This window comes from Salinispora oceanensis (assembly GCF_000383575.1).
Classification (GTDB): domain Bacteria; phylum Actinomycetota; class Actinomycetes; order Mycobacteriales; family Micromonosporaceae; genus Micromonospora; species Micromonospora oceanensis.
This window is the reverse complement of the sequence record NZ_KB911579.1, coordinates 4874572-4894834: the sequence shown is the minus strand read 5'-3', so window position 1 is coordinate 4894834 and position 20263 is coordinate 4874572. Positions and strand designations below refer to the sequence as shown.

Sequence of the window (20263 nt, the reverse complement as noted above, 5' to 3'; positions counted from 1 at the left end):
CACGTGCCGCGGTTCACTCCCGGTTCGGGTCGACGGCCCCGGACACGTCCGCAACGTCGTAACCGGCCCGACTGATCTCCCGCGCCGATCGCCGGTCTTCGGCGGGTAGGTCCGCGAAGTCGTCACCGACGTCGTCGGTCTGCGGCAGCGACTCGCCCGGCGGCCGAAGCGACGCCTCCATCGCCGTGGCGCCGTCCGGTTCGTCCGTGTCGGCCAGGTCGAAGCGGTGTTGCTCGGTCATGGCGCACTCCCGCCCGTCGGCTCGCGGTGACCGCCCGGCCCCCGCACCTGCCGCGGTGACCGAAGTCGGCTTACCCGGGCTCACCTACCCGGACGCCGCCCGGAGAAACGCGGGGAGCCGCCCCGGGCGCGCGGCGGGGCTGCCCAGTGCGCGGGTCGGCCGCGCCGCGGTGGAAGACGGGTGGCCCGGTCGCCTCGGGCCGCATCCAGCTGTGACTGGTGCAGGAAGAGAGCGCCCGTCAGGTCCGCGCCACGCACGTCGGCCCCCCGTAGGTCCGTGCCGGTGAGGTCCGCGCCGGTCAGGTCAACCCCGCGCAGGTCGGCACCGACCAGCTGGGCGCCGCGCAGACTTGCCCGACGCAGGTCGACTCGGCGCAGGTCGGCACCGAGCAGGGCGGCACCGCGTCGGTCGACGCCGGGCCGGCCGCCCTGGGCCCGGGCATGGTCAGCGGCCTGGGCCAGCAGCGGAACGACTCCGCTCCGGTGCGTGTCAACGGCCAGCGACCGCAGCGACTCCGGGTCGCCGCCGGCCAGCCGGTCGGTGGTGGCGAGCGCCTCGGCCAGCGTGGCCCGCAGTGGTGCGGGCAGCTCCATCGTCAGTGCCTCGGTCAGATGCCAGAGCAGTTCGTGGAGCGGCCTCACCACGGTGAAGGTGTCGAACATCGCCTGGGCGGTGGGCTGGTCGTCCCGCCAGTCCCGCCCCCCGAAGGTCACCTGGGTCACCCGCTGACCGGCGCCGAAGCAGTCGAAGACGGTACAGCCGGGGAAGCCGCGGCTGCGCAGCTCGGTGTGGATTCCGCAGCGCAGGTCTGAGCGCAGGTTCGGGCAGGGATGCCCGGCCCGCTTGTCGATCGCGAAGTCGGCCGAGGTGGCGAAGGCGGGCGCCACGCAGCAGATCCCTACGCAGCGGGAGCAGTCGGCGCGCAGCTCCTCCGGACCGACCGCTGTCATGCTGACCGATCCTCCTGCCGTGGCGCTCGACGCGAAACTCCGATTTTGCCACGGCATCGGAGGTGTGCCGCTATGGGGCGTTGCGATATTGACCTCGCCCGCAATTATTGATCGGGTCGAGGCAGGGGTTGGAGGGTGATTGTCATGGCACGGAACCATGTGGAACTCGGCGGGTCCTCAGCAGTACCCACGAGAGGCTGACTCGAAAATGCCCGAACTGGACACCGACACCACCGCACCCATTCCCGAGGAGGACCCGCCATGGGACGCGGCGATCCGGCTCATCGCCGTCACCAAGCACTACCCCGGCCCCCACGGCATGGTGAAGGCCGCGACAGACGGGATCGATCTGGCGGTCCGCCCCGGTGAGATCTTCGGCCTCCTCGGCCCCAACGGAGCCGGAAAAACCACGACGATAGAGCTGCTGGCCGGCCTGCGCCGCCCCACCTCCGGGACCGTGCTTATTCTGGGACTTGACCCCGCGGTCAAGCGCGAGGAAGTGCGCCGCCAGGTCGCCATCCAGCCCCAGCAGGCAGCGCTCTTCCCGCAGCAGACCGTCGCCGAGCTCCTACGGGTGTGGGCCTCCTTCTACCCGGCGCCCGAAACCCCCGAGGTCATCATCGGGCGCATCGGCCTCACCGACTCCCGCGATGTCCGCGTGGCTAAGCTCTCCGCCGGACAGCGCCAACGCCTGCTCGTCGGCACCGCCCTCATCTCCCACCCCCAGGTCCTGATTCTCGACGAGCCTTCCACCGGCCTGGATCCCAATGCCCGCCAGGAACTCTGGTCCGCCATCCGCGGACACCGCGACGGCGGCGGCACGGTTCTGCTCTCGACCCACTCCATGGCGGAGGCCGAGACTCTCTGCGACCGGGTGGCCGTCCTCCACCAGGGCAAGGTCACCGCCTGCGGAGCGCCCCGGGAGCTCATCGCCCACCACGCACCCGAACGCGAGGTCCGCTTCACCGTCGCCATCGGCACCGACCTCACCGCCCTGCGCGCCGCCGAGGGCGTTACCCGCGTGGAGTCCCACGACACCGCTGACGGCACCCGCGTCACCGTTCACACCCGCGACTCCGACCTTGTCCTCAGGCGGCTCGTCGGCCCCCTCGCGGCCACCCGGATCCAGCTCAGGGAGGCGGGCTTGGCGGCGGTTTTCCGCCACCTCACGGGCGTGCCGTTCCAGAGCGCCGCCGAAGCCGCACCGGTAGACAGCGATTCGGAAGGGGCCACGGCATGATCACCACTGCCACCCGCGAACTGGCCATGCTCCATGCCCGCGAACTCCTCCGTGAGCCCCGGTATTTCTATTTCGCGCTCTTCTTTCCCTTCGGAATGCTGGCCATCTTTCTCGGCATCGGCGCGGTCGTCCCACAGGAGAGCGGTGCTCCGGACTTCATCCAGCTGGTCATCCCGATGGCCATCTTCCTGGCCGTCACCAGCTCCGCGCTCACCGTCACGGCTGGCCCGCTGGCCACCCTGCGGACCAACGGGACTCTGCGCCTCCTGGGCACCACCCCCGTGGGTCGGGCCCGCCTCATCCGCACCCACATGTTCCCGCGGGTCCTCATGGTGACCGTCCAGATGATCGCCCTGCTCGCGGTCGCCGCCGGCCTGGGTAAGGTGGCACCGGCCCGGCTGCCCGCCCTGTTCGGCATCGCCCTCCTGGGCCTGGCCATGTTCGGCGCCGTCGGATACCTCATCGGCGGCCGCCTTTCCTCGCCGGACGCCGCCACCAATGTGGGCACGCTGGTCCAGCTCTCCGCCCTCTTCCTCAGCGGCCTCGCCTTCCCCATGGAACTCGTGCCGGACGCCGTCCGCACCACCCTGGGCCTGCTCCCGAGTACCTTCTTCGCGGACCTCATGCTCACCCAGATGCCGGACGGCTCACCCCAGCACCCGGTGTGGCTCTCGATCCTGGTGGTGCTCGGCACCGCGGCCGTAGCAGGGTGGCTGGCGGTTCGCACCTTCCGCTGGGAGCAGGGTTCGCCCAGAATCATCGACTGAGTTGCGGCAGGGGATTGTGCGCTGCCGGCCTCCTCTGACATCCTCCTGGATGGACCGCTGCCAGTGACGGTTGCCAATCCCGGAGGCCGCGCTGCGGCGAGGCCTTCTTCGGGAGGAACCTTTGAAGCGCAGACGTCGCCAGCTACTCGCAGGACTAGCGATCGTCGCCCTCGCCGCGACGACGGGTGTTGCCGGAATCCACCTCGCCGGCACTGAAGTGCCGGCCGCCACCGCGGCGACCGGGGACGGCGAGCTACCGAACGCCCTCGGGGCCCACTTGGAGCAGATGCGTCGGTCGATACCGGGCAACGACGGCATGTCGCTGGACGGTCCGGGCGGTGCCGCGCAGCAGGAGTTCCTCAAGCGGGCCTACCCGGCCAACGAGGTGAGCCTCGCCGAGGTCGACCGCTCGAAGGCGGCGTTCTCGGCGGCGGAGCGTCGGTACCGGGGCGGCCAGTGGTGGAGCAATGTCGGGCCGAGTGAGGCGGTCTACCCGTTCACCGAGTATCGCAACGCCTTCAACTACGTGCCCAACGAGTACGTCGCCGGTGGCCGGGTGACCTCCCTCGACATCAGCCCCGACTGCAACCGGTGGCTCTGCCGGGCGTACGCCACGCCCTCCGGTGGTGGCGTCTGGGGCACTCTCAACATCCTCGCCGCCGAGCCGAAGTGGTTCTACCTGGGCGGGCCGCTGGGCATCAACGCGGCCGGCTCGGTCAAGATCGACCGCAACGACCGGCACGGGCTCACCATCTACGTCGGTACCGGTGAGGCCAACATCTGCGGCTCCGGATGCGTCGCCGGTGTCGGTCTCTACCGGTCCACCAACGGCGGTCTGACCTGGCAGGGCCCGCTCGGCAAGGAGGTGCTCGCCGGCAAGGGCATCGCCGAGATCACCATCGAGCCGGACGACCCCAAGACCATCTACGTCGCCACCACCACCGCGCTGCGCGGCATGTCCAGCGCCTGCTGCACGGGCGTGACCCGACCGGTGCCCGACGCCGAGAAGTGGGGTCTCTACAAGACCACCGACGGTGGCGAGAACTGGAACTTCATCCACAACGGTTCGGCCGCCGCCACCGACTGCACCGGCGACGCCGAGGAGTTCGGTAACAACTCGGTCTGCTCGCCGCGCGGCGTCCGCTACGTCAAGCTCGACCCCAAGAACTCCGACATCGTGTACGCCTCGTCGTACGCCCGCGGTGTCTGGCGCTCCCCGGACGCCGGAGCCAGCTGGACGCAGATCAAGCCTTCGCTCAACCCGGACCTGTTCCAGACCCGGGCCGCCATCGACGTCACCGCCCTGCCGGACGGCAAGACCCGGATGTACGTCTACGAGGGTAACTTCGGCAACCCGTACTCGCGGTTGCTGCGCAGCGACGACGTGGCCGGCGGAACCCCCACGTTCACCGACCTGAGCAGCTCGAACCCGGCAGACCCCGGGTACGCCACCTACAACCAGTGCACCGGCCAGTGCTGGTACGACATGTTCGTGCACACCCCGGCCGGGCATCCAGACATCGTCTACACCGGTGGCTCCTACGTCTACGGTGAGACGGTCGCGCACAAGCGGGCGGTCGTCCTCTCCACCGACGCCGGGGTCAGCGGCACCGACATGACCTTCGACGGCACCGACGAGCTGCACCCGAACGGTCTGCACCCGGACCAGCACGCGATCGTGACCAACCCGCGGGACCCGTACCAGTTCTTCGAGGCCAACGACGGCGGGATCATGCGCTCCAGCGGTGACTTCGTCGATCGGTCCGCCTGGTGTGACAACCCGGACCGCAACCTGACCACGGCGGCCCAGCAGGATCGCTGCAAGCAGATGCTCTCCCGGATTCCGAGCAAGCTGGAGAGCGTCAACAAGGGCATGAACACGCTGCAGTTCATCAGCCTGTCGGTCAGCCCGCACGACGTGAACCTGCTGCAGGGCGGCACCCAGGACAACGGGACCTGGGAGAACAACGGCGAGCGGCGGCGCTGGTCGAACACGATGATCGGTGACGGCGGCGCCTCCGGCTTCGACGTCGGCAAGCCCGAGTTCCGCTTCCACACCTTCTTCGACGCGTCACCGGAGGTGAACTTCGCCGGTGGTGACATCGCAGAGTGGATCTGGACCGCGGATCCGATCTACGGCCAGCCGGGCACCCTCTTCTACGCCCCGGTGATCAGCGACCCGGTGGTCAGCGGCACGATGTTCGCCGGCACCGGTCGCTCGGTGTACCGGACGAAGACCTTCGGTCTGGGCGACCGCAGCATCGAGGAGGCCAACCGGATCTGCAACACCTGGACCGGCACCTTCGAGGAACAGTGCGGGGACTGGGAGGAGCTGGGCTCCACGCCGCTCACCGACGGGGCGTGGGGGGACCGGGCCGGCGGCGCGGTCTCGGTGGTTCAGCGGGTCGACACCGACTCCGCCACCGCCTACGCGGCCACCAGCACGGGCCGAGTCTTCGTCAGCCACAACGTTGACGCCGAGTCGGCCGCCGAGGTGACCTGGACCCGGATCGACGACTCGGAGACTCCGAACCGCTTCGTCACCAGTGTCCACATCGACCCGGATGACCCGAACCGGGCGTGGGTCTCCTACAGCGGCTTCAACTCGAACACGCCGGAGACGCTCGGGCACGCCTTCGAGGTGACGACCGCCGGCACGACGGCGACCTGGACCGACCGCTCGTACGACTTCGGTGACCAGCCGATCACCGACCTGGTCCGGGACGATGTCACCGGTGACCTGTACGCCTCGACCGACTTCGGTGTGTTGCGGCTGGTCGAGGGGCGGACCAGCTGGACCAAGGCCGGCGGCGCCATGCCGAATGTGGAGGTCGCCGGGCTGACCATCGTGCCGGGCGAGCGGGTCCTCTACGCGGCCTCACACGGCCTCGGCGCCTGGCGGCTCAACCTGAAGTAGGTCGATCATTCACACCACCAACCGGGTGGGGGGCCGCGCCAGCGGCCCCCCACCGCTGTCCGGGAGGATCGGTCGGATCTGGCGCGCCCTGGGCTCGCTCTTCGTCCTGCTCGTCTTCGTCCCGCCGCTCCTGCTACTGGTTTCGGGCTCGCTCACCGAGCCCGGCCTGCCACCGTCCCCCACCCCGCAGGTGATCCCCGATCCCGTCTCCACCGCCGGCTACCGACAGGCCCTGGCGGTCGGCGGGGTGCTGCGGGCCGCGCTGAACTCGCTGCTGGTCGCGGTCGTCGCCGTGCCGCTGAGTGTGTTGGTCGCCGCGCTGGCCGGCTTCGCGTTGGCCCGGCTCGCGCCCCGGCGGGCCGCGCTCATCGTCGTGGCCTCCCTGGTAGCCCTGATGGTGCCGGCCACCGCACTGCTGGTACCCCGGTTCGCGATCTTCCGCGTGCTCGGGCTGACCGATACGCTGGTGCCCTTGATCGCTCCGGCGCTGTTGGGTACCTCCCCGCTCTACGTCCTGGTCTACTACCTGGCCTTCCGGGCGTTGCCGCGGGACCTCTACGACGCGTGTCTGGTGGAGGACATGACGCCGATGGGCATCTGGTGGCGGTTCGCGCTCCCGATGGTGCGTCCGGTCACCGCCGCGATCACCGCCCTAACCTTCGTGTTCACCTGGTCGAACTTCCTCGATCCACTGATCTATGTGTACGACCGCGACCTGTTCACCCTGCCCTTGGCACTGCGTTCGCTGTCGGTGCTGGATCCGACGAACTTCCCGGTGTTCCTGGCCGGGGCGGTCCTGGCAACCGGCCCCGCCGTGCTGGTCTTCGGGTTAGCCCAGCGCCGATTTTTCCACCACGATGACCAGACAGGACGGAACCGGCCATGAGAAGACCCAAGGCGCTGCTGGCGGCGCTGCTCGCGACTGTGCTCCTCGGGTCCGGCTGCGGGTCCGGGTCCGGGGCCGCCGCCGACGGGCCGGTGCGGCTGCTGGTCTTCGGTGCCCCGGAGGAACTGGCCGCGTACCGCACGCTGATCGAGGCGTACGGTCAGGCGCGGCCCGGGAACGAGGTGCAGCTGATCGAGGCCAGCGACCGCAAGGACCTACTTGCCCGGCTCGCCACCTCGGTCGCCGGGGGAGCCCCACCGGACCTGTTCCTGATGAACTACCGCTTCTACGGCCAGTTCGCCGCGAAGAACGTGGTGGAGCCCTTGGACGAGCGGATCGCCGCCTCCGAGAAGGTGGATCCCGCTGACTACTATCCGGTGGCGATGGAGGCCTTCAGCTGGGGCGGCAAGCAGCTCTGCCTGCCGCAGAACGTCTCCAGTCTCGCCGTCTACTACAACCGCACCCTCTTCGCCAAATACCAGGTCCCCGAGCCGAAGGCGGGCTGGACCTGGAACGACATGGTCGGGACCGCCATCGCGATGACCCGGGACGACCGTGGGGTGGTGGTCAAGGGCACCGAGAGCGAGGGGGCCGCCGCCCGCCCGGCCGTGCACGGGCTCGGCATCGAGCCGTCGATCATCCGGGTAGCCCCGTTCACCTGGTCCGCCGGCGGTGAGATCGTCGACGACCCGGACCGACCGACGCGGCTCACCCTGGACACCCCGATCGGCCGGGAGGCGCTGAAGAACCTGGTTGACCTCCGCCAGGCGTACGGGGTGGTGCCCACCGACGAGGAGGTCGAGGCGGAGGATGACGAGTCCCGCTTCGCCAACGGCCGACTCGCCATGCTGATGTCCTCGCGGCGCTCCACCACCACCTTTCGCTCGATCACCGACTTCGAGTGGGACGTCGCTCCACTGCCGGTCTACCAGGACCAGGTCGGGGTGCTGCACTCGGACGCGTACTGCATGACCCGGGGGGCCAAGCGTAAGGACGCGGCGTGGCGGTTCCTGGAGTTCGCCATCTCCGCCGAGGGGCAGCAGATCATCGCCGCCACCGGGCGGACGGTGCCGTCGCATGTCGGTGTCTCGCAGTCCCCGGTATTCCTCGACTCCGCCCAGCCACCCCGCAACGCGACGGTCTTCCTCGACACGATTCCCACTCTCCGGACGTTGCCGACCATCTCCACCTGGCCGGAGGTCGAGGACGTGACCGCCGGGATCCTGGAGAACGCGCTGTACCGGGGCGACCGGTTGGACGAGGTCATCCGCGCCCTCGATGAGCAGACCCGCCCGCTGTTCGCCCGTGGTGAGCACGGGTGAGCGATGTGGATCTGACCCACGACGCCGGACTGACTCTGGACGGAGTGAGTGCCGCCTACCGGGGCGTCACCGTTCTGCAGCAGCTGCGGCTGACCGTGGCCCGGGGAGAACTCCTGGTGGTACTCGGCCCCTCCGGTGCCGGCAAGTCGACGCTGTTGCGGGTGGTGGCCGGCCTGGAACCGGTGACCACCGGGCGGGTCTGGATCGCCGGCCGGGACGTCACCGCCGACCGTCCCGGCCGGCGCAACGTGTCGATGGTGTTCCAGTCGTACGCGCTCTTTCCCCACCTGACCGTCGCCGAGAACATCGCGTTCGGCCTGGTGGTGCGGGACGTCCCGAAGGTGGCGGCCCGGGAGCGGGCCCGGACCGCCGCCGAGCAGGTCGGCGCGGCGCACCTGCTCGGCCGGCGACCCGGGCAGCTCTCCGGTGGCGAGCGACAGCGCGTAGCGTTGGCCCGCGCGTTGGTGCGGGAGCCGGACGTCTTCCTCCTCGACGAGCCGCTGTCCAACCTCGACCTTGCGCTGCGGGTGCAGATGCGGGCCGAGTTGCGGGCCCTGCACGACCGGCTCGGCGCCACGATGGCGCACGTCACCCACGATCAAACCGAGGCGCTGGTGCTGGCGGACCGGATCGCGGTGCTGCGCGACGGCCGGGTGGAGCAGGTTGGTACGCCGGACGAGATCTGGCACACCCCGGCGAGCCGGTTCGTGGCCGGTTTTGTCGGTTCCCCGGCGATGAACGTGCTTCCCGGCTCCGGCCCGATCCAGCCGTCCGGTGCTCCGCCGGCGGGGATGGCCGGCGAGCGCGAGATCGGATTCCGCCCGGAGGCGGTGGTGTTGGGGGAGCCCGACGGCGCGGCGGCGACCGTTGACCGGGTTGAGGTGGTCGGCACGGACGCCTACGCCTACCTCACCCTCCGCGCCGGCAACCCGGTGGTGGCCCGGGTGCCCGCCGCCCACCGGCCGGCGCGCGGCGACGCGGTGCGAGTCGGGGTCCACTGGGCCGATACGCACGTCTTCGACGCCACCACCGGGCTCCGGTGTGCCGCTTGAGGGCGAGCAGGGAGCGGTCGCGCGCCGGGGTGGGGCCGGCGGCGCGCGGGCACCGGCAGGTGGCGGTGATGCTCGCGCCGTATCTGGTCGGCCTGGTCGGTCTGGTGTTGCTCCCCGCAGCGGTCACGCTCGCCCTGGCCTTCACCGAGTACGACCTGGTCAATCCGCCGAGCTGGGCCGGGTTGGCGAACGTCTCCGAGTTGGTGACGGACCCGGTGTTCCGGGTCGCGCTGACCAACTCGCTGGTGTTCGCGTTGGTGGCCGTGCCGCTTCGGGTGCTGCTCGCACTGGGCTTGGCGCTGCTGCTGCATCGCCGGTCGTTCGGGAGCCGTCCCGCACGGGTCGCGGCGTTGCTACCGACCGCGGTACCCGAGATCGCCTATGGCCTGCTCTGGCTCTGGCTGTTCAACCCCTTGTACGGCCCGATCAACCAGCTGTTGCGGGTCGGTGGCGAGAACGGGTTGACCATGCTCGGTCGTACCCCGCCGCAGTGGCTTACCGACCCCACTGACGCCCGCGCCGCGATCATCCTGATGAGCGTCTTCACCATGGGGGAGACCTTCGTGGTGCTGCTCGCCGCCCGGCGGGCCCTGCCAGCGGATGTCTATGAGGTGGCGGCCCTGGAGGACGCGACCGGTTGGGACGTCTTCCGGCGGGTCACCCTGCCGCTGATGGCGCCGGTGTTGGCGCTGCTGGTGGTGCGGGATCTGATCGCCAGCCTGCACTTTTCCTTTGTGCCGGCGTTCGTGGTGACCGACGGTGGCCCACCGCCGTATGCCACCACCTACCTGTCGTTGTTCATCTACCGCACCGGGTTCGAGTACCTGCGCTACGGCTATGCCGCCGCCGCGACGTTGGTGATGATGCTGCTGACGGTGGCGGCGGTGGTGCTGCAGTGGCGGCTGTTCCGTCGCTACCGGGCCTTCTATCGGCTGTGATCACCCAGGGCCTGTCGGTTCCGTGGCTTCCGTCGGGCTCTTAATCCGCGGGTTCGGGGTTCGAGTCCCTGGCGGCGCACCAACGAGTAAGGCCTTGACCTAGCACTTCTGTGCCGGTCAGGGCCTTTTCGCGTACGGCGGTGGTGCTGGTCGCTCAGTGGGTGCTCGGCAGCCGTTGGACTTCGGATCGTCCTGGCCGTCGCCAACATCCTGGTTCTGAGGTGGCCGGCGGCGTGGGTGCCGGAGTCAGTGTCGTGTTGCGCTGCTACCCCTACGCTCTCCCAGGGTGGCGCCGTCGCCGTCGTCGCCGGCTACGTCCTGCTCGCCCTCGGCGCCGGCGCGATCGCCTTCCACCGCCGGGACACCGCCTGACCCCTATCCCGGGCACGGCGCCCCAGACCCCGACCGCTCCGCTTCCCTTCGCTCCGACGAACACGAAGGATCGAGAAGTGACCGCATTCGCCGCTAGCGCCCCGCTCGCCGCCCCCGACCTCGCGCAGACTTTCGGCGGCATTGCCCTCTGGGGCACCCTTCTGGCCATCCACGTGATTCTCTTCGGCGCCACCCTGGTCAGTATCTTCCGGCCGCAGCTGAGTTCCGGCTCCCGCAAGCGCTGGATCTGGCTGGTCGTCCTGGCCCCGGGGATCGGCATCATCCTCTGGTTCGCTTCCGGCCGCCCAGCTACCCGCAACCGCCCCAGCAACGCCTGATCCGAAGACTCCCGCCGCGGGGACCGCAGCTTGCTCGGTAACGCACCGTGGAAGGAACACAGTGCGTTGCGTCGGGTCCCCTCCGTAGCCCACGAATGACCGGGAGAGCCGGCGGGTGACTTGCGCAGTGGTCACCCGCCGGCCGTCACCTTTTCGCGTACGGCGGTGGTGGCGATCGTCCTGGCCGTTGCCAACCTCCTGGTCTTGAGGATGGCCAGCGGCGCGGTGCCGGAGTCAGCGGTGTCGTGCTGCGCAGCTACCCGGGCGGACGTGGCCTCCGGCATGCCCGCCGGCGATGCAATGATCGTGTTGCGCAGCGACGGCCCCAAGGCAGTTGCGTACGGCGTGCACGCTGCCACCGCCCTAGTGATGGTGGTGATAGCGTGCTCCTCCTCGTCATGTGACCACGCGTCACGCCGCTTCGGCCGAAGATTGCGTTCACTGAAGGGAAACAGCCTCTCCATGTTCAGCTTCGAGATCAATCCGATCGGTACGGTGCGCAATGACCGGACAGATGTCCAGCACACGGACAACTGGGGTGCTGTCCACAGCACGATCACCATCGACGAGCGCTTCGGCGAGGCGTGTCTGCAAGGGTTGGAGGGATTCACCCACATCGATGTGCTGTTTATCTTCGATCAGGTCCCGGAACGCGACGACTACCGCGAGCCTCGCCCGTACCGCGGCCGCGCTGACCTCCCGCCCGTCGGGATCTTCGCCGGTCGCGGTCCCCGCCGACCGAACCGCATCGGGGTGACGTGCTGCGCGATCGAATCCGTGCGCGGCCGCGAACTGACGGTGGTCGGCCTTGACGCGGTCACGGGTACCCCAGTCATCGACCTGAAGCCAACGATGACCGAGTTCCTGCCGGTAGACGTCCGGCAGCCGGAATGGGTCAGCCAGCTGATGTCGGAGTACTTCCAGCCCTCAGCGAGAGCTTGACGGTGGAGAAATTCCGAGCCAGCCGCGCAGTCATTATCGAACGCGCTCTACTGGAAGCGGAGCTGGTCTGACAACGATTAGCGTTTGGCCTGTAGAGTAAGGGATTGTGGTGCAAGTGGAACTGTTTGCGACGATTGCCTGTATTGTTCTACTGGTGGTGTCACCGGTGGCCTGCTATCGGCATTGGCATGGGAAGACTCGTGATTATGACCACCAGGTTGCGTTTTGGTATCGATCAGAGCGTTTCCGGCGAGGGCATGTTAGGGCAATGCCAACGATTTTTGTTGGGGGTTCTTGTCTATTCATCTCGGGGCTCTCCCTTTTTCTGTCGCCATCAGGCGGCACCTCATTTCGGGCACAATTAGTCATGGTTGTATTTCTTGCACCTGCACTCCTGGGAGTCTTGTTGTACTGGAGTGTTGTGCTCTTCGCCTTTCCGAAATTCATCATCGCTCCACACCTTCGGTCGGAGAAGGGGGTGCTTCAGAGTCGTCGGTGATGCCGGTCTGCTACCTGCCCGACCGGAGGTCCCTGCGTCTGATGAGCGACGCGTCGCGCCGCCCCACCTGGACAACCGAGGAAGATTCGACAGCCGCCCTGGCTGGGATAACTGGAACAAGAGAAAGTAGCCCAACGGGACGCGCGGGGCGGCGTGCCCATCCCGCGCCTGCACAGGTTGAGGACATATGCGTACCACCACGGTCGGCGAGGTGCAGGTCCTGCTGCCGGACCTCGATCCGGACGACCTTGATGCCACAACGGACCTGGACGGCGATTTGACCGAGGCATTGGTCGAGGGTGCGGCGTGGCGCGGTGCGCAGCTTGCGGATGTGAGCATCCGCAGCAGCCTGATCACCGGTGTGGACCTGGGCGAGTGCAGCTGGGAGGCGGGGAGCCTTCTCGGCTGCGAGGTCACCCGTACCGACTTCTCCGGAGCCACCCTGACCGGCATCACCATCGAACGGTGCGCGATCATCGGCTCCCGGTTCACCGGCACCAGGTTCACCGACGTACGTCTCAAGGATGTCCTGTTCGACGGCTGCCGCTTCGACTACGCCACCCTCCAGCGCGTCGCCGCCGTCGGCTCGGTCGCGTTCACCGACTGCACTCTCAGCAACGGCGAGTGGTCTTCCTGTCGGCTGCCGCGTATCGCGCTGCGCTCCTGTGACCTCGCCGGTCTGGAGGTGGACGCCTGCCACCTCGACGGTGCCGATCTTCGCGGAAGCTGCCTCCACGGGCTCAGGGCGCCGTTGGACAATCTGCGCGGGGTCACCCTTGGCGAGGATCAACTCCCTGACTTCACCCGGCTGGCCATCGCCGCCCTCAATCTGACCGTCCGAATCGACTGAAGCCGAGGAGTCGTCGTGCTCGGTGAAGCCACGGGTAGCCCGGACACGATCCTCGTCTGTATCCGGGGTAACTCCGGCTCGGGTAAGAGCAGCATCGCCCGCGAGCTACGCCGCCGGCACGGCCGGGGCTGCGCCCTGGTCGAGCAGGACTACCTGCGCCGGATCTTGCTACGCGAGCGGGACAAGCCCGGCGGAGCGGCACCGGCCTTGATCGCGCAGACCGTTCGGTTCGCCCTGGACCATGGTTACCACGTGGTGCTGGAGGGCATCATGCACACCAGCCGCTACCGCAGCATGCTGACGGCCCTACGGGCGGGCCACAGTGGCCGGTCGCTGTTTTGCTATCTCGACGTGTCCCTGCCCGAGACGCTGCGCCGTCATCTCACGCGTCCGCAGGCCAGCGAGTTCACCGCCGAGCACATGAGCGGCTTGTACGCCGCCCACGACGTGCTCGGCTGGCCCGGTGAACTCGTCCTGCCCGAGACCACGGGACTGAACGATGCCGTCGAGGCCATAGCGGCTGCATCCGGTCTTCCCCAGACCGGACGCGACGACGACCTGCTTTCACACGCTCCGTTCCCGTAGCCCAGTCCCGCCGGCTAAGGGCTTCGCCGTTCCAGCGCGGCTCGCCGTCGGACCCGCCCGCCTGTGCACCGCTGTCCTCACTCCCGCAGGAGCCCGACGATGACCGCTGTCCCGACCTCCGGCTTCTCCGCTTTCGCGCTGGAACCCTTTCCGAGCTCCAGCAGGGTGCGGATCTGGCGGGCGCCATCACCGGCGTTTTGGCTTGTACTGGCACCGAGTTGCAGGACGGGGATGTGGTGGTGGTGGCTTCCAAGGCCGTGAGTGTCGCGGAGAATCGGTACGTGGATCTGGCCGGTGTCGTCCCGGGTCCGGAGGCGCTGGAGTTGTCCGCTCGCACGGGCAAGCCTGCCGAGGTCGTGCAGCTGATCGTGGATTCCAGTGACAGTTACTTCTTGGCCACGGACAGGGGCCCGATCATCGCGCGGCACCGGCTCGGCTTCCAGCTCACCTCCGCCGGGATTGACCGGGCCGGCCCGCAGGGTGCGTGGCTGTTGCCGGTGGATCCGGACGCCTCCGCCCGCGCCCTGCGGGATGCGTTGATCGCTCACGCGGGCGCGACTGTCGCGGTGGTGGTCGCGGACTCCGACGGTCGTGCCGACCGGCGTGGGGCGACCGTCATCTCGATCGGCGCGGCGGGTGTGGGGCCGCTGCGTGTCACGGAGCACGGCGGTAAGCGGCAGGAGGAGACCTTCACCGACCTGATCGCCGCGGCGGCCGGGATCATCCTCGGGCAGCGGGGTCGTGGGGCCCCGGTCGCCGTCCTGCGCGGCATCGGCTACGAGAGCAGTGACGCGGGCGTGGTGTCAATGCTTCAACGCCGGCCGTGACACTGCTGCTCACCGGAGCCACCGGGACCATCGGCCACCCCGGCCCCTGACCTCCCGCTCTGGCTGAGCGGCTCGGGGGTCCGGGGCTGGCCAGCTTCCGGGAGACGCGAATATTCCCGGCGGCGGATGCTGCGGTGCTGGGAGGATCGCCGTTCGGATCGGGACGGATGAGGAGGACGTTCGTGGAGGTACGGCGGATCGGGCCGGAGCTGGTCGAGGCGGCGGCCGGGGTGTTGGCCGAGGCGTTTGACGGCTATTCCTGGACGGCGTGGACCGTCGGCGCGGATCGGCATCGGGAACGGCTGGCACACCTCTTCGCGATGACCCTGACCACGGTTGGCCTGCCGTACGGGGATGTCTGGGCGGCGCTGGACACCCACGGCCACCCGCAGGCGGTGGCGGTGTGGCTGCGGTCGGACCGGCCGGTGCCCGACGAGGTCTGGGTCGAGGTGGCGGCCGGGAACGCGGAGTATGCCGGGGACCGCCATGCGGCGATGCTCGCCGCGGAGGCGGCCTGTGCCCCACTGCGGGCTGCGGAGCCGGCGTTCCTGCTGGCCACGGTGGAGACGTCCGCCTCGGCGAATCTGCGGTTCTACCGACGGTGTGGGTTCGAGGTGACCGGGGAGGTGACCGTGCCGGGCGGGGGACCGCGGGTGTGGGCGATGCGTCGTCCGCCGGCCCGCGTGTAAGCCGGACCGGACCGGGTAGGTCGCGCGGGTGGAGCTGGTCGAGGAGTCGCCGTACCGTTTCCGGATCGATCGGCGGGACCCGATGCGGGTTCCCGGAGTGGTCTTCGCGGCCGAGGCGCTGCTGCCGGAGATCGGGGCGGATGGGTCGTTGGAGCAGGTCGCGGCCGTCGCCACGCTGCCCGGCATCGTCGATGCCTCGTTCGCCATGCCGGATGTGCACCTGGGCTACGGCTTTCCGATCGGCGGGGTGGCCGCCACCGATGTGGCGGCGGGCGGGGTGGTGTCTCCGGGCGGGGTGGGCTTCGATATCTCGTGCGGTGTGCGGCTGCTCACGGCTGACCTCGATCTGGCGGGGCTTCGTCCCCGGCTCGACGCGGTCATGGATGGGTTGGCTGAGGCGACGCCGCGCGGGGCGGGGCGGGGCGCGGCGTGGCACCTGGCGGGCCGCGCGGACGTGGACGGGGTGCTGCGCGACGGGTCGCGGTACGCGGTGCGGCGCGGCTTCGGCGTCGAGCGGGACCTGGAACGCTGCGAGGACCAGGGTGCGCTGGGCGACGCCGACCCGGAGGCGGTCGGGGAACGGGCGATCGAGCGCGGCGCGAAGCAGGTGGGCAGTCTCGGTTCGGGCAACCACTTCCTCGAGGTGCAGGCTGTCACGGAGGTGTATGACCAGCGTGTCGCGGAGGTGTTCGGGCTCCGGCCCGGCCAGGTCTGCGTAATGATCCATTGTGGCTCTCGGGGGCTGGGGCACCAGATCTGCGCCGACTACGTACGCCGGATGGAGAAGGCGATGCCCCGCTACGGCATCGAGGTGCCGGACCGGCAGCTCGCCTGTGCGCCGGTCTCGTCTCCGGAGGGGCACGCCTATCTCGGCGCGATGGCCGCCGCCGCCAACTACGCCCGGGCGAATCGGCAGCTACTCACCCACGTGAGCCGGCTGGTCTTTCGTCGGGTAACCGGCGCGAACCTCGACCTGGTCTACGACGTCTCACACAACCAGGCGAAGATCGAGACCCACGGGGTGGATGGCGAGCGGCGTTCGCTCTGTGTGCACCGCAAGGGCGCCACCCGAGCGCTGCCTCCGGGACATCCGGACCTGCCGGCGGAGCTGGCCGAGGTCGGGCAGCCGGTGCTCATCCCCGGGTCGATGGGCACCGCGTCCTACGTACTGACCGGGGTCTCCGGCGCCCCGGCCTTCGCCTCCAGCTGTCACGGGGCCGGGCGGGTGCGCAGCCGGAAGCAGGCGGTGCGGGACGAGCGCGGCCAGGATCCGCGCGAGCAGCTCGTCGCGCGGGACATCGCCGTACGCGGTGCTTCCCGGCGTGGTCTGGCCGAGGAGATGCCGGCGGCGTACAAGGACATCGACGCCGTGGTCGAGGCGACCGAGGGCGCCGGGCTGTGCCGCAAGGTCGCCCGGTTGGTGCCGATCGGCGTCGTCAAGGGCTGATGCCCCCGGGCTGGTTGCGCGGATCTGGCGGTTGCGCCGGCTCACACGTCCACGGTGAGCGCGCAGGACCAGCGGGGACCTTCGGGGCCGAAGCGTAGCTCGTGCAGGGAGATGGCCTTCGGTACGGCGCCGATCAGCTCCACCGCGTCGGCGTCGGTGGTCTGCCAACGTACGTGTAGCCCGCCGGCACCCTCGTCGCGGATCTCGGTTCGTAGTGGCAGCTCGCCCCTGGTCTCCATCCGGAAGATCACCTCCTCGAGGATGTTCACCAGGAGGTCTGCGTCCTCGTCGGCGGGGGCGTGGTACACCCGTTCGGCGGTGGGTTGCGCGGGGCCCGGGTCGACGAAGGTGTCCACCAGGGCGGTGACCGCCTCGGCCACGCACTCCGCCCGCGTCGGCGCCCACGCTTCGATCCGTACGTCGGCGGTGTGTGGCAGGCAGTGGTGGCCGCGTTCGGGTCGTGATTCCACGCCCCCGATCATCCGCTACGATCGCCTGCTCCGGACCCGGTTCGGCGCGGTTGGCTTCCGGGGCCTGGGTGGCGCTGCTGGCTCGTCGTCGCGGAGCCGACATATCAGACCAGTTCAATGTGTTGAATGCGGTGCTGGTGCTGGCTAGGGTCGAGTGCACCGGCTCGTTGACGGGAGAGGCCATGGCGACGACCGACCACGTTGACGTGCTCATTGTTGGTGCCGGCCTCTCCGGTGTCGGCGCGGCCTGCCACCTGATCCGGCACTGTCCCGAGAAGACGTACGCCGTGTTCGAGGCGCGTGACGCGATCGGCGGCACCTGGGATCTGTTTCGCTATCCGGGCGTCCGGTCGGACTCGGACATGTTCACTCTCGGCTACTCGTTCCGGCCCTGGAGCGACCCCACGGCTCTCGCCGACGGCCCGTCCATTCGGGACTACGTCCGGGATACCGCCCGCGAGTACGGCGTCACCGAGCACATCCGCTTCCAGCACCGGGTCGTCCGCGCCGACTGGGACAGCCGTACCGCCCGGTGGACGGTGTACGCCCGCCGGGAGACCGGCGAGGAGGTCGCCGTCACCTGCTCGTTTCTGCACACCTGTGCCGGCTACTACCGCTACGACCGGGGTTACACCCCCCAACTGCCCGGGGCGGAACGGTTCGCCGGCCGGATCGTGCACCCGCAACACTGGCCCGCCGACCTGGAGCACACCGGCCAGCGGGTGGTGGTGGTCGGCAGCGGTGCGACCGCGGTGACCCTGGTGCCCGCGCTGGCCGAGCGAGCCGCCCACGTGACGATGCTGCAACGCTCACCCACCTACATCCTGGCGCTGCCGGCACGGGACATGGCCGCCGCCGCGCTGCGCCGGGTGCTGCCGAAGGGGGTGGTCTATCCGGTTGTGCGCTGGAAGAACATCCTGCTGCTCACCGCGAATTACCAGCTCAGCCGGCGGGCCCCCAACCTGGTCCGGCGGCTGCTGCGGCGGGCCGTGCGAGGCCGACTTCCGGCCGGCTACGACCTCGACCGGCACTTCTCGCCCCGCTACAACCCGTGGGACCAGCGCCTCTGCGTTGTTCCCGACGGTGACCTGTTCCAGGCGATCGCGGCGGGCCGGGCCTCGGTCGTCACCGACACCATCGACACCTTTACCGAGACCGGGCTCCGGCTGGCCTCCGGCGATGAGTTGGCCGCCGACGTGGTCGTCACCGCCACCGGCCTGGAGCTGCTTGCGCTCGGCGATGCCCAGCTCACCGTGGACGGTGCGCCGATCGACCTAGCCAACACGGTCGCCTACAAGGGGATGATGCTCTCGGGCGTCCCGAACTTCGCGATGACCATCGGCTACGTCAACGCCTCCTGGACGCTCCGGGCCGACCTGATCGCTCGGTACGTGTGTCGGCTCCTCACCCACCTTGACCGCACCGGACAGCAGGTCGTCACCCCGTTGCCGCCGCCCGGCGACGCACGGCGCCCTCTTCTTGACCTCACCGCCGGTTACGTGTTGCGCGGCCTCGCCGCCCTGCCTCGGCAGGGCGACCGCGCTCCCTGGCGGCTGCCCCAGAACTATCCGCGGGACCTGCTGCTGATGCGGTACGGCCGGCTCACCGACGCGGGAGTCCGGTTCTCTCGGGCGGGCAGGCCGGAGCGGAGTCCCGCGCGTGCGTAGGTTTGACTACCACCGCGCGACCGCTGTGGTTACCGGTGCCGCCAGCGGGATCGGCGCCGCCCTCGCCCATGGCCTGGCGGCGCGCGGCAGTGACCTGGTCCTGCTCGATCGCGACGCCGAACGCCTGGCCACCGTGGTGAGCGCGATCCGCGTCGCGTACCCCGACCGGCGGGTGGACCCGGTCGTCGTGGACCTCGCCGACGCGGCGGCCACGGCGGGGGCAGCCGAGCAGATCCGCGTCCGCCATCCCCGAATCCGGCTCCTGGTCAACAACGCCGGCGTGGCACTGGGCGGTCGGTTCGACCAGGTGACCCTGGACGAGTTCCAGTGGGTGGTCGACATCAACTTCCGTGCGGTCGTGCAGCTCACGCACGCGTTACTGCCGGCTCTGAAGGCGGATCCCGGCTCGCACCTGGTAAACGTCTCCAGCCTGTTCGGGCTGATCGCCCCGCCTGGGCAGGCCGCCTACTCGGCGACCAAGTTCGCCGTCCGTGGCTTCACCGAGGCGCTGCGCCACGAACTGGTCGCCGACGGCGTCGGCGTCACCGCCGTGCACCCCGGCGGAATCGCCACCCGGATCACCGAGAACGCGCGGTTCGGCAGCGGCGTCGACCGGGACGACCACGAGGCGGGCCGGCGCCAGTTCAATCGCCTGCTCCGCATCCCACCCGCCCGGGCCGCCGAGGTGATCCTGCGCGGCGTGGAACGCCGCCGGCCCCGGGTGCTGATCGGTTGGTCGGCGAAGCTGCCCGACCTGATCGCCCGGATCGCACCGGCCTCGTACGGGAGGCTGCTGCGGGTCGGGCTTGACCGGACCGCCGGTGCGCCGACTCGTCGGCTGACCACCGGGGCCGCGCCGGCACCGCAGCCGGCCGACCAGCCGCCGGCGTCGCCGTCACCCCCGGCGGACGACCTGGTGTGACCGCCGACGTCTGGCCTGGTCAGCCGACGGTCCTGCCCCTGGCCGCTTCCACCGCAGCCGCAGCCGAGGGCGGGGCGTTGGCGGTGAGCTGACCGCGATCCAACCGGTTCGCGCCGTGTACACCGGTGCAGCCTCCGAGCCCGCCGCGGAGGGCCGTAGCGCGGTCTGGCCCGGCCTTCCGTACCCGGAACGCCCGGTGCGGCGGTTCCGGGGTCCCAGCATGTGCTTTTGCGTTCTCTATCCGGTTTGCTGCTGGAGGTCGCCATCTGCCTGTGACCTGCGCCGCAGCTACTCCCATCCGGGGCGATCCCGGAATGCCGGACATGGTGATCGGGTTGTGTC

The 20263-nt window shown here is 69.6% G+C and carries 19 protein-coding genes and 1 pseudogene; 17 read left to right on the top strand and 3 right to left on the bottom strand.

Annotated elements, in window-relative coordinates; translation table 11 throughout:
- Nucleotides 1–13 precede the first annotated feature (13 nt).
- Both SALPAC4_RS0122490 and SALPAC4_RS0122485 read right to left on the bottom strand, forming a co-directional pair.
- The gene (locus SALPAC4_RS0122490; protein WP_018819276.1) at nt 14–241 is read right to left on the bottom strand and encodes a hypothetical protein; all 228 of its coding nucleotides are present in this window, start codon (nt 239–241) and stop codon (nt 14–16) included.
- Nucleotides 242–321: 80 nt separating this feature from the next.
- On the bottom strand, nt 322–1191 hold the full coding sequence (locus SALPAC4_RS0122485; protein ID WP_019872275.1) for a pentapeptide repeat-containing protein: 870 nt from the start codon (nt 1189–1191) through the stop codon (nt 322–324).
- A gap of 208 nt (nt 1192–1399) precedes the next feature.
- Between SALPAC4_RS0122485 and SALPAC4_RS0122480 the strand changes: the two genes are divergently transcribed.
- The 15 genes and pseudogenes from SALPAC4_RS0122480 (at nt 1400) to SALPAC4_RS0122405 (ending at nt 16862) form a co-directional block, all read left to right on the top strand.
- On the top strand, nt 1400–2431 hold the full coding sequence (locus tag SALPAC4_RS0122480) for an ABC transporter ATP-binding protein (protein WP_019872274.1): 1032 nt from the start codon (nt 1400–1402) through the stop codon (nt 2429–2431).
- Complete coding sequence (locus SALPAC4_RS0122475; RefSeq protein ID WP_019872273.1) at nt 2428–3198, top strand: ABC transporter permease; 771 nt, start codon at nt 2428–2430, stop codon at nt 3196–3198. Before SALPAC4_RS0122480 ends, SALPAC4_RS0122475 begins: the two co-directional genes overlap by 4 nt.
- A 121-nt stretch (nt 3199–3319) precedes the next feature.
- Nucleotides 3320–6115 carry a WD40/YVTN/BNR-like repeat-containing protein gene (locus SALPAC4_RS0122470; protein ID WP_027645000.1) on the top strand — a complete coding sequence of 932 codons (2796 nt, stop codon included), beginning with the start codon at nt 3320–3322 and terminating at the stop codon, nt 6113–6115.
- 25 nt (nt 6116–6140) lie between these two features.
- A complete protein-coding gene (locus tag SALPAC4_RS0122465) occupies nt 6141–7001 on the top strand; it encodes a carbohydrate ABC transporter permease (RefSeq protein ID WP_019872271.1) in 861 nt (286 codons plus the stop codon).
- The gene (locus SALPAC4_RS0122460) at nt 6998–8323 is read left to right on the top strand and encodes an ABC transporter substrate-binding protein (RefSeq protein WP_019872270.1); all 1326 of its coding nucleotides are present in this window, start codon (nt 6998–7000) and stop codon (nt 8321–8323) included. The genes SALPAC4_RS0122465 and SALPAC4_RS0122460 overlap by 4 nt, the downstream gene beginning before the upstream one ends.
- A complete protein-coding gene (locus SALPAC4_RS0122455) occupies nt 8320–9375 on the top strand; it encodes an ABC transporter ATP-binding protein (RefSeq protein ID WP_019872269.1) in 1056 nt (351 codons plus the stop codon). The genes SALPAC4_RS0122460 and SALPAC4_RS0122455 overlap by 4 nt, the downstream gene beginning before the upstream one ends.
- A gap of 68 nt (nt 9376–9443) precedes the next feature.
- The gene (locus tag SALPAC4_RS0122450) at nt 9444–10313 is read left to right on the top strand and encodes a carbohydrate ABC transporter permease (protein ID WP_033665045.1); all 870 of its coding nucleotides are present in this window, start codon (nt 9444–9446) and stop codon (nt 10311–10313) included.
- 237 nt (nt 10314–10550) lie between these two features.
- On the top strand, nt 10551–10685 hold the full coding sequence (locus SALPAC4_RS28860) for a hypothetical protein (RefSeq protein ID WP_263404842.1): 135 nt from the start codon (nt 10551–10553) through the stop codon (nt 10683–10685).
- 77 nt (nt 10686–10762) lie between these two features.
- Nucleotides 10763–11023, top strand: a complete 261-nt coding sequence (locus tag SALPAC4_RS0122440) for a hypothetical protein (RefSeq protein ID WP_019872266.1) — start codon at nt 10763–10765, stop codon at nt 11021–11023.
- A gap of 165 nt (nt 11024–11188) precedes the next feature.
- Nucleotides 11189–11965, top strand: coding sequence for a TrmO family methyltransferase domain-containing protein (locus tag SALPAC4_RS28700; RefSeq protein WP_223874828.1), 777 nt, complete (start codon nt 11189–11191; stop codon nt 11963–11965).
- A 686-nt stretch (nt 11966–12651) separates the two neighbouring features.
- The gene (locus SALPAC4_RS0122425) at nt 12652–13314 is read left to right on the top strand and encodes a pentapeptide repeat-containing protein (RefSeq protein ID WP_019872263.1); all 663 of its coding nucleotides are present in this window, start codon (nt 12652–12654) and stop codon (nt 13312–13314) included.
- Between the two features lie 15 nt (nt 13315–13329).
- Nucleotides 13330–13899: a kinase gene (locus tag SALPAC4_RS0122420; RefSeq protein ID WP_019872262.1), complete on the top strand. Its 570-nt coding sequence runs from the start codon at nt 13330–13332 to the stop codon at nt 13897–13899.
- Nucleotides 13900–13998: 99 nt separating this feature from the next.
- A pseudogene (locus SALPAC4_RS0122415) lies at nt 13999–14726 on the top strand (coenzyme F420-0:L-glutamate ligase).
- Between the two features lie 182 nt (nt 14727–14908).
- Nucleotides 14909–15415 (top strand): hypothetical protein, encoded by a 507-nt coding sequence (locus SALPAC4_RS0122410; protein WP_020113554.1) that lies wholly within the window; start codon nt 14909–14911, stop codon nt 15413–15415.
- Nucleotides 15416–15443: 28 nt separating this feature from the next.
- Complete coding sequence (locus SALPAC4_RS0122405; RefSeq protein WP_019872259.1) at nt 15444–16862, top strand: RtcB family protein; 1419 nt, start codon at nt 15444–15446, stop codon at nt 16860–16862.
- A gap of 41 nt (nt 16863–16903) precedes the next feature.
- On the opposite strand, the gene SALPAC4_RS0122400 is transcribed toward SALPAC4_RS0122405, so the two are convergent.
- Nucleotides 16904–17344, bottom strand: coding sequence for an archease (locus SALPAC4_RS0122400; RefSeq protein ID WP_019872258.1), 441 nt, complete (start codon nt 17342–17344; stop codon nt 16904–16906).
- Between the two features lie 170 nt (nt 17345–17514).
- Between SALPAC4_RS0122400 and SALPAC4_RS0122395 the strand changes: the two genes are divergently transcribed.
- Both SALPAC4_RS0122395 and SALPAC4_RS0122390 read left to right on the top strand, forming a co-directional pair.
- A complete protein-coding gene (locus tag SALPAC4_RS0122395) occupies nt 17515–18999 on the top strand; it encodes a flavin-containing monooxygenase (protein ID WP_027644999.1) in 1485 nt (494 codons plus the stop codon).
- The gene (locus SALPAC4_RS0122390) at nt 18992–19921 is read left to right on the top strand and encodes an SDR family NAD(P)-dependent oxidoreductase (RefSeq protein ID WP_027644998.1); all 930 of its coding nucleotides are present in this window, start codon (nt 18992–18994) and stop codon (nt 19919–19921) included. Before SALPAC4_RS0122395 ends, SALPAC4_RS0122390 begins: the two co-directional genes overlap by 8 nt.
- Nucleotides 19922–20263 lie beyond the last annotated feature (342 nt).

Excerpts from the sequence above, each read along its gene's own strand:
- SALPAC4_RS0122490 (WP_018819276.1), bottom strand. The coding sequence starts at position 241 with ATGACCGAGCAACACCGCTTCGACCTGGCCGACACGGACGAACCGGAC.
- SALPAC4_RS0122485 (WP_019872275.1), bottom strand. The coding sequence starts at position 1,191 with ATGACAGCGGTCGGTCCGGAGGAGCTGCGCGCCGACTGCTCCCGCTGC.
- SALPAC4_RS0122480 (WP_019872274.1), top strand. The coding sequence starts at position 1,400 with ATGCCCGAACTGGACACCGACACCACCGCACCCATTCCCGAGGAGGAC.
- SALPAC4_RS0122475 (WP_019872273.1), top strand. The coding sequence starts at position 2,428 with ATGATCACCACTGCCACCCGCGAACTGGCCATGCTCCATGCCCGCGAA.
- SALPAC4_RS0122460 (WP_019872270.1), top strand. The coding sequence starts at position 6,998 with ATGAGAAGACCCAAGGCGCTGCTGGCGGCGCTGCTCGCGACTGTGCTC.
- SALPAC4_RS0122450 (WP_033665045.1), top strand. The coding sequence starts at position 9,444 with ATGCTCGCGCCGTATCTGGTCGGCCTGGTCGGTCTGGTGTTGCTCCCC.
- SALPAC4_RS0122425 (WP_019872263.1), top strand. The coding sequence starts at position 12,652 with ATGCGTACCACCACGGTCGGCGAGGTGCAGGTCCTGCTGCCGGACCTC.
- SALPAC4_RS0122400 (WP_019872258.1), bottom strand. The coding sequence starts at position 17,344 with ATGATCGGGGGCGTGGAATCACGACCCGAACGCGGCCACCACTGCCTG.
- SALPAC4_RS0122395 (WP_027644999.1), top strand. The coding sequence starts at position 17,515 with ATGGCGACGACCGACCACGTTGACGTGCTCATTGTTGGTGCCGGCCTC.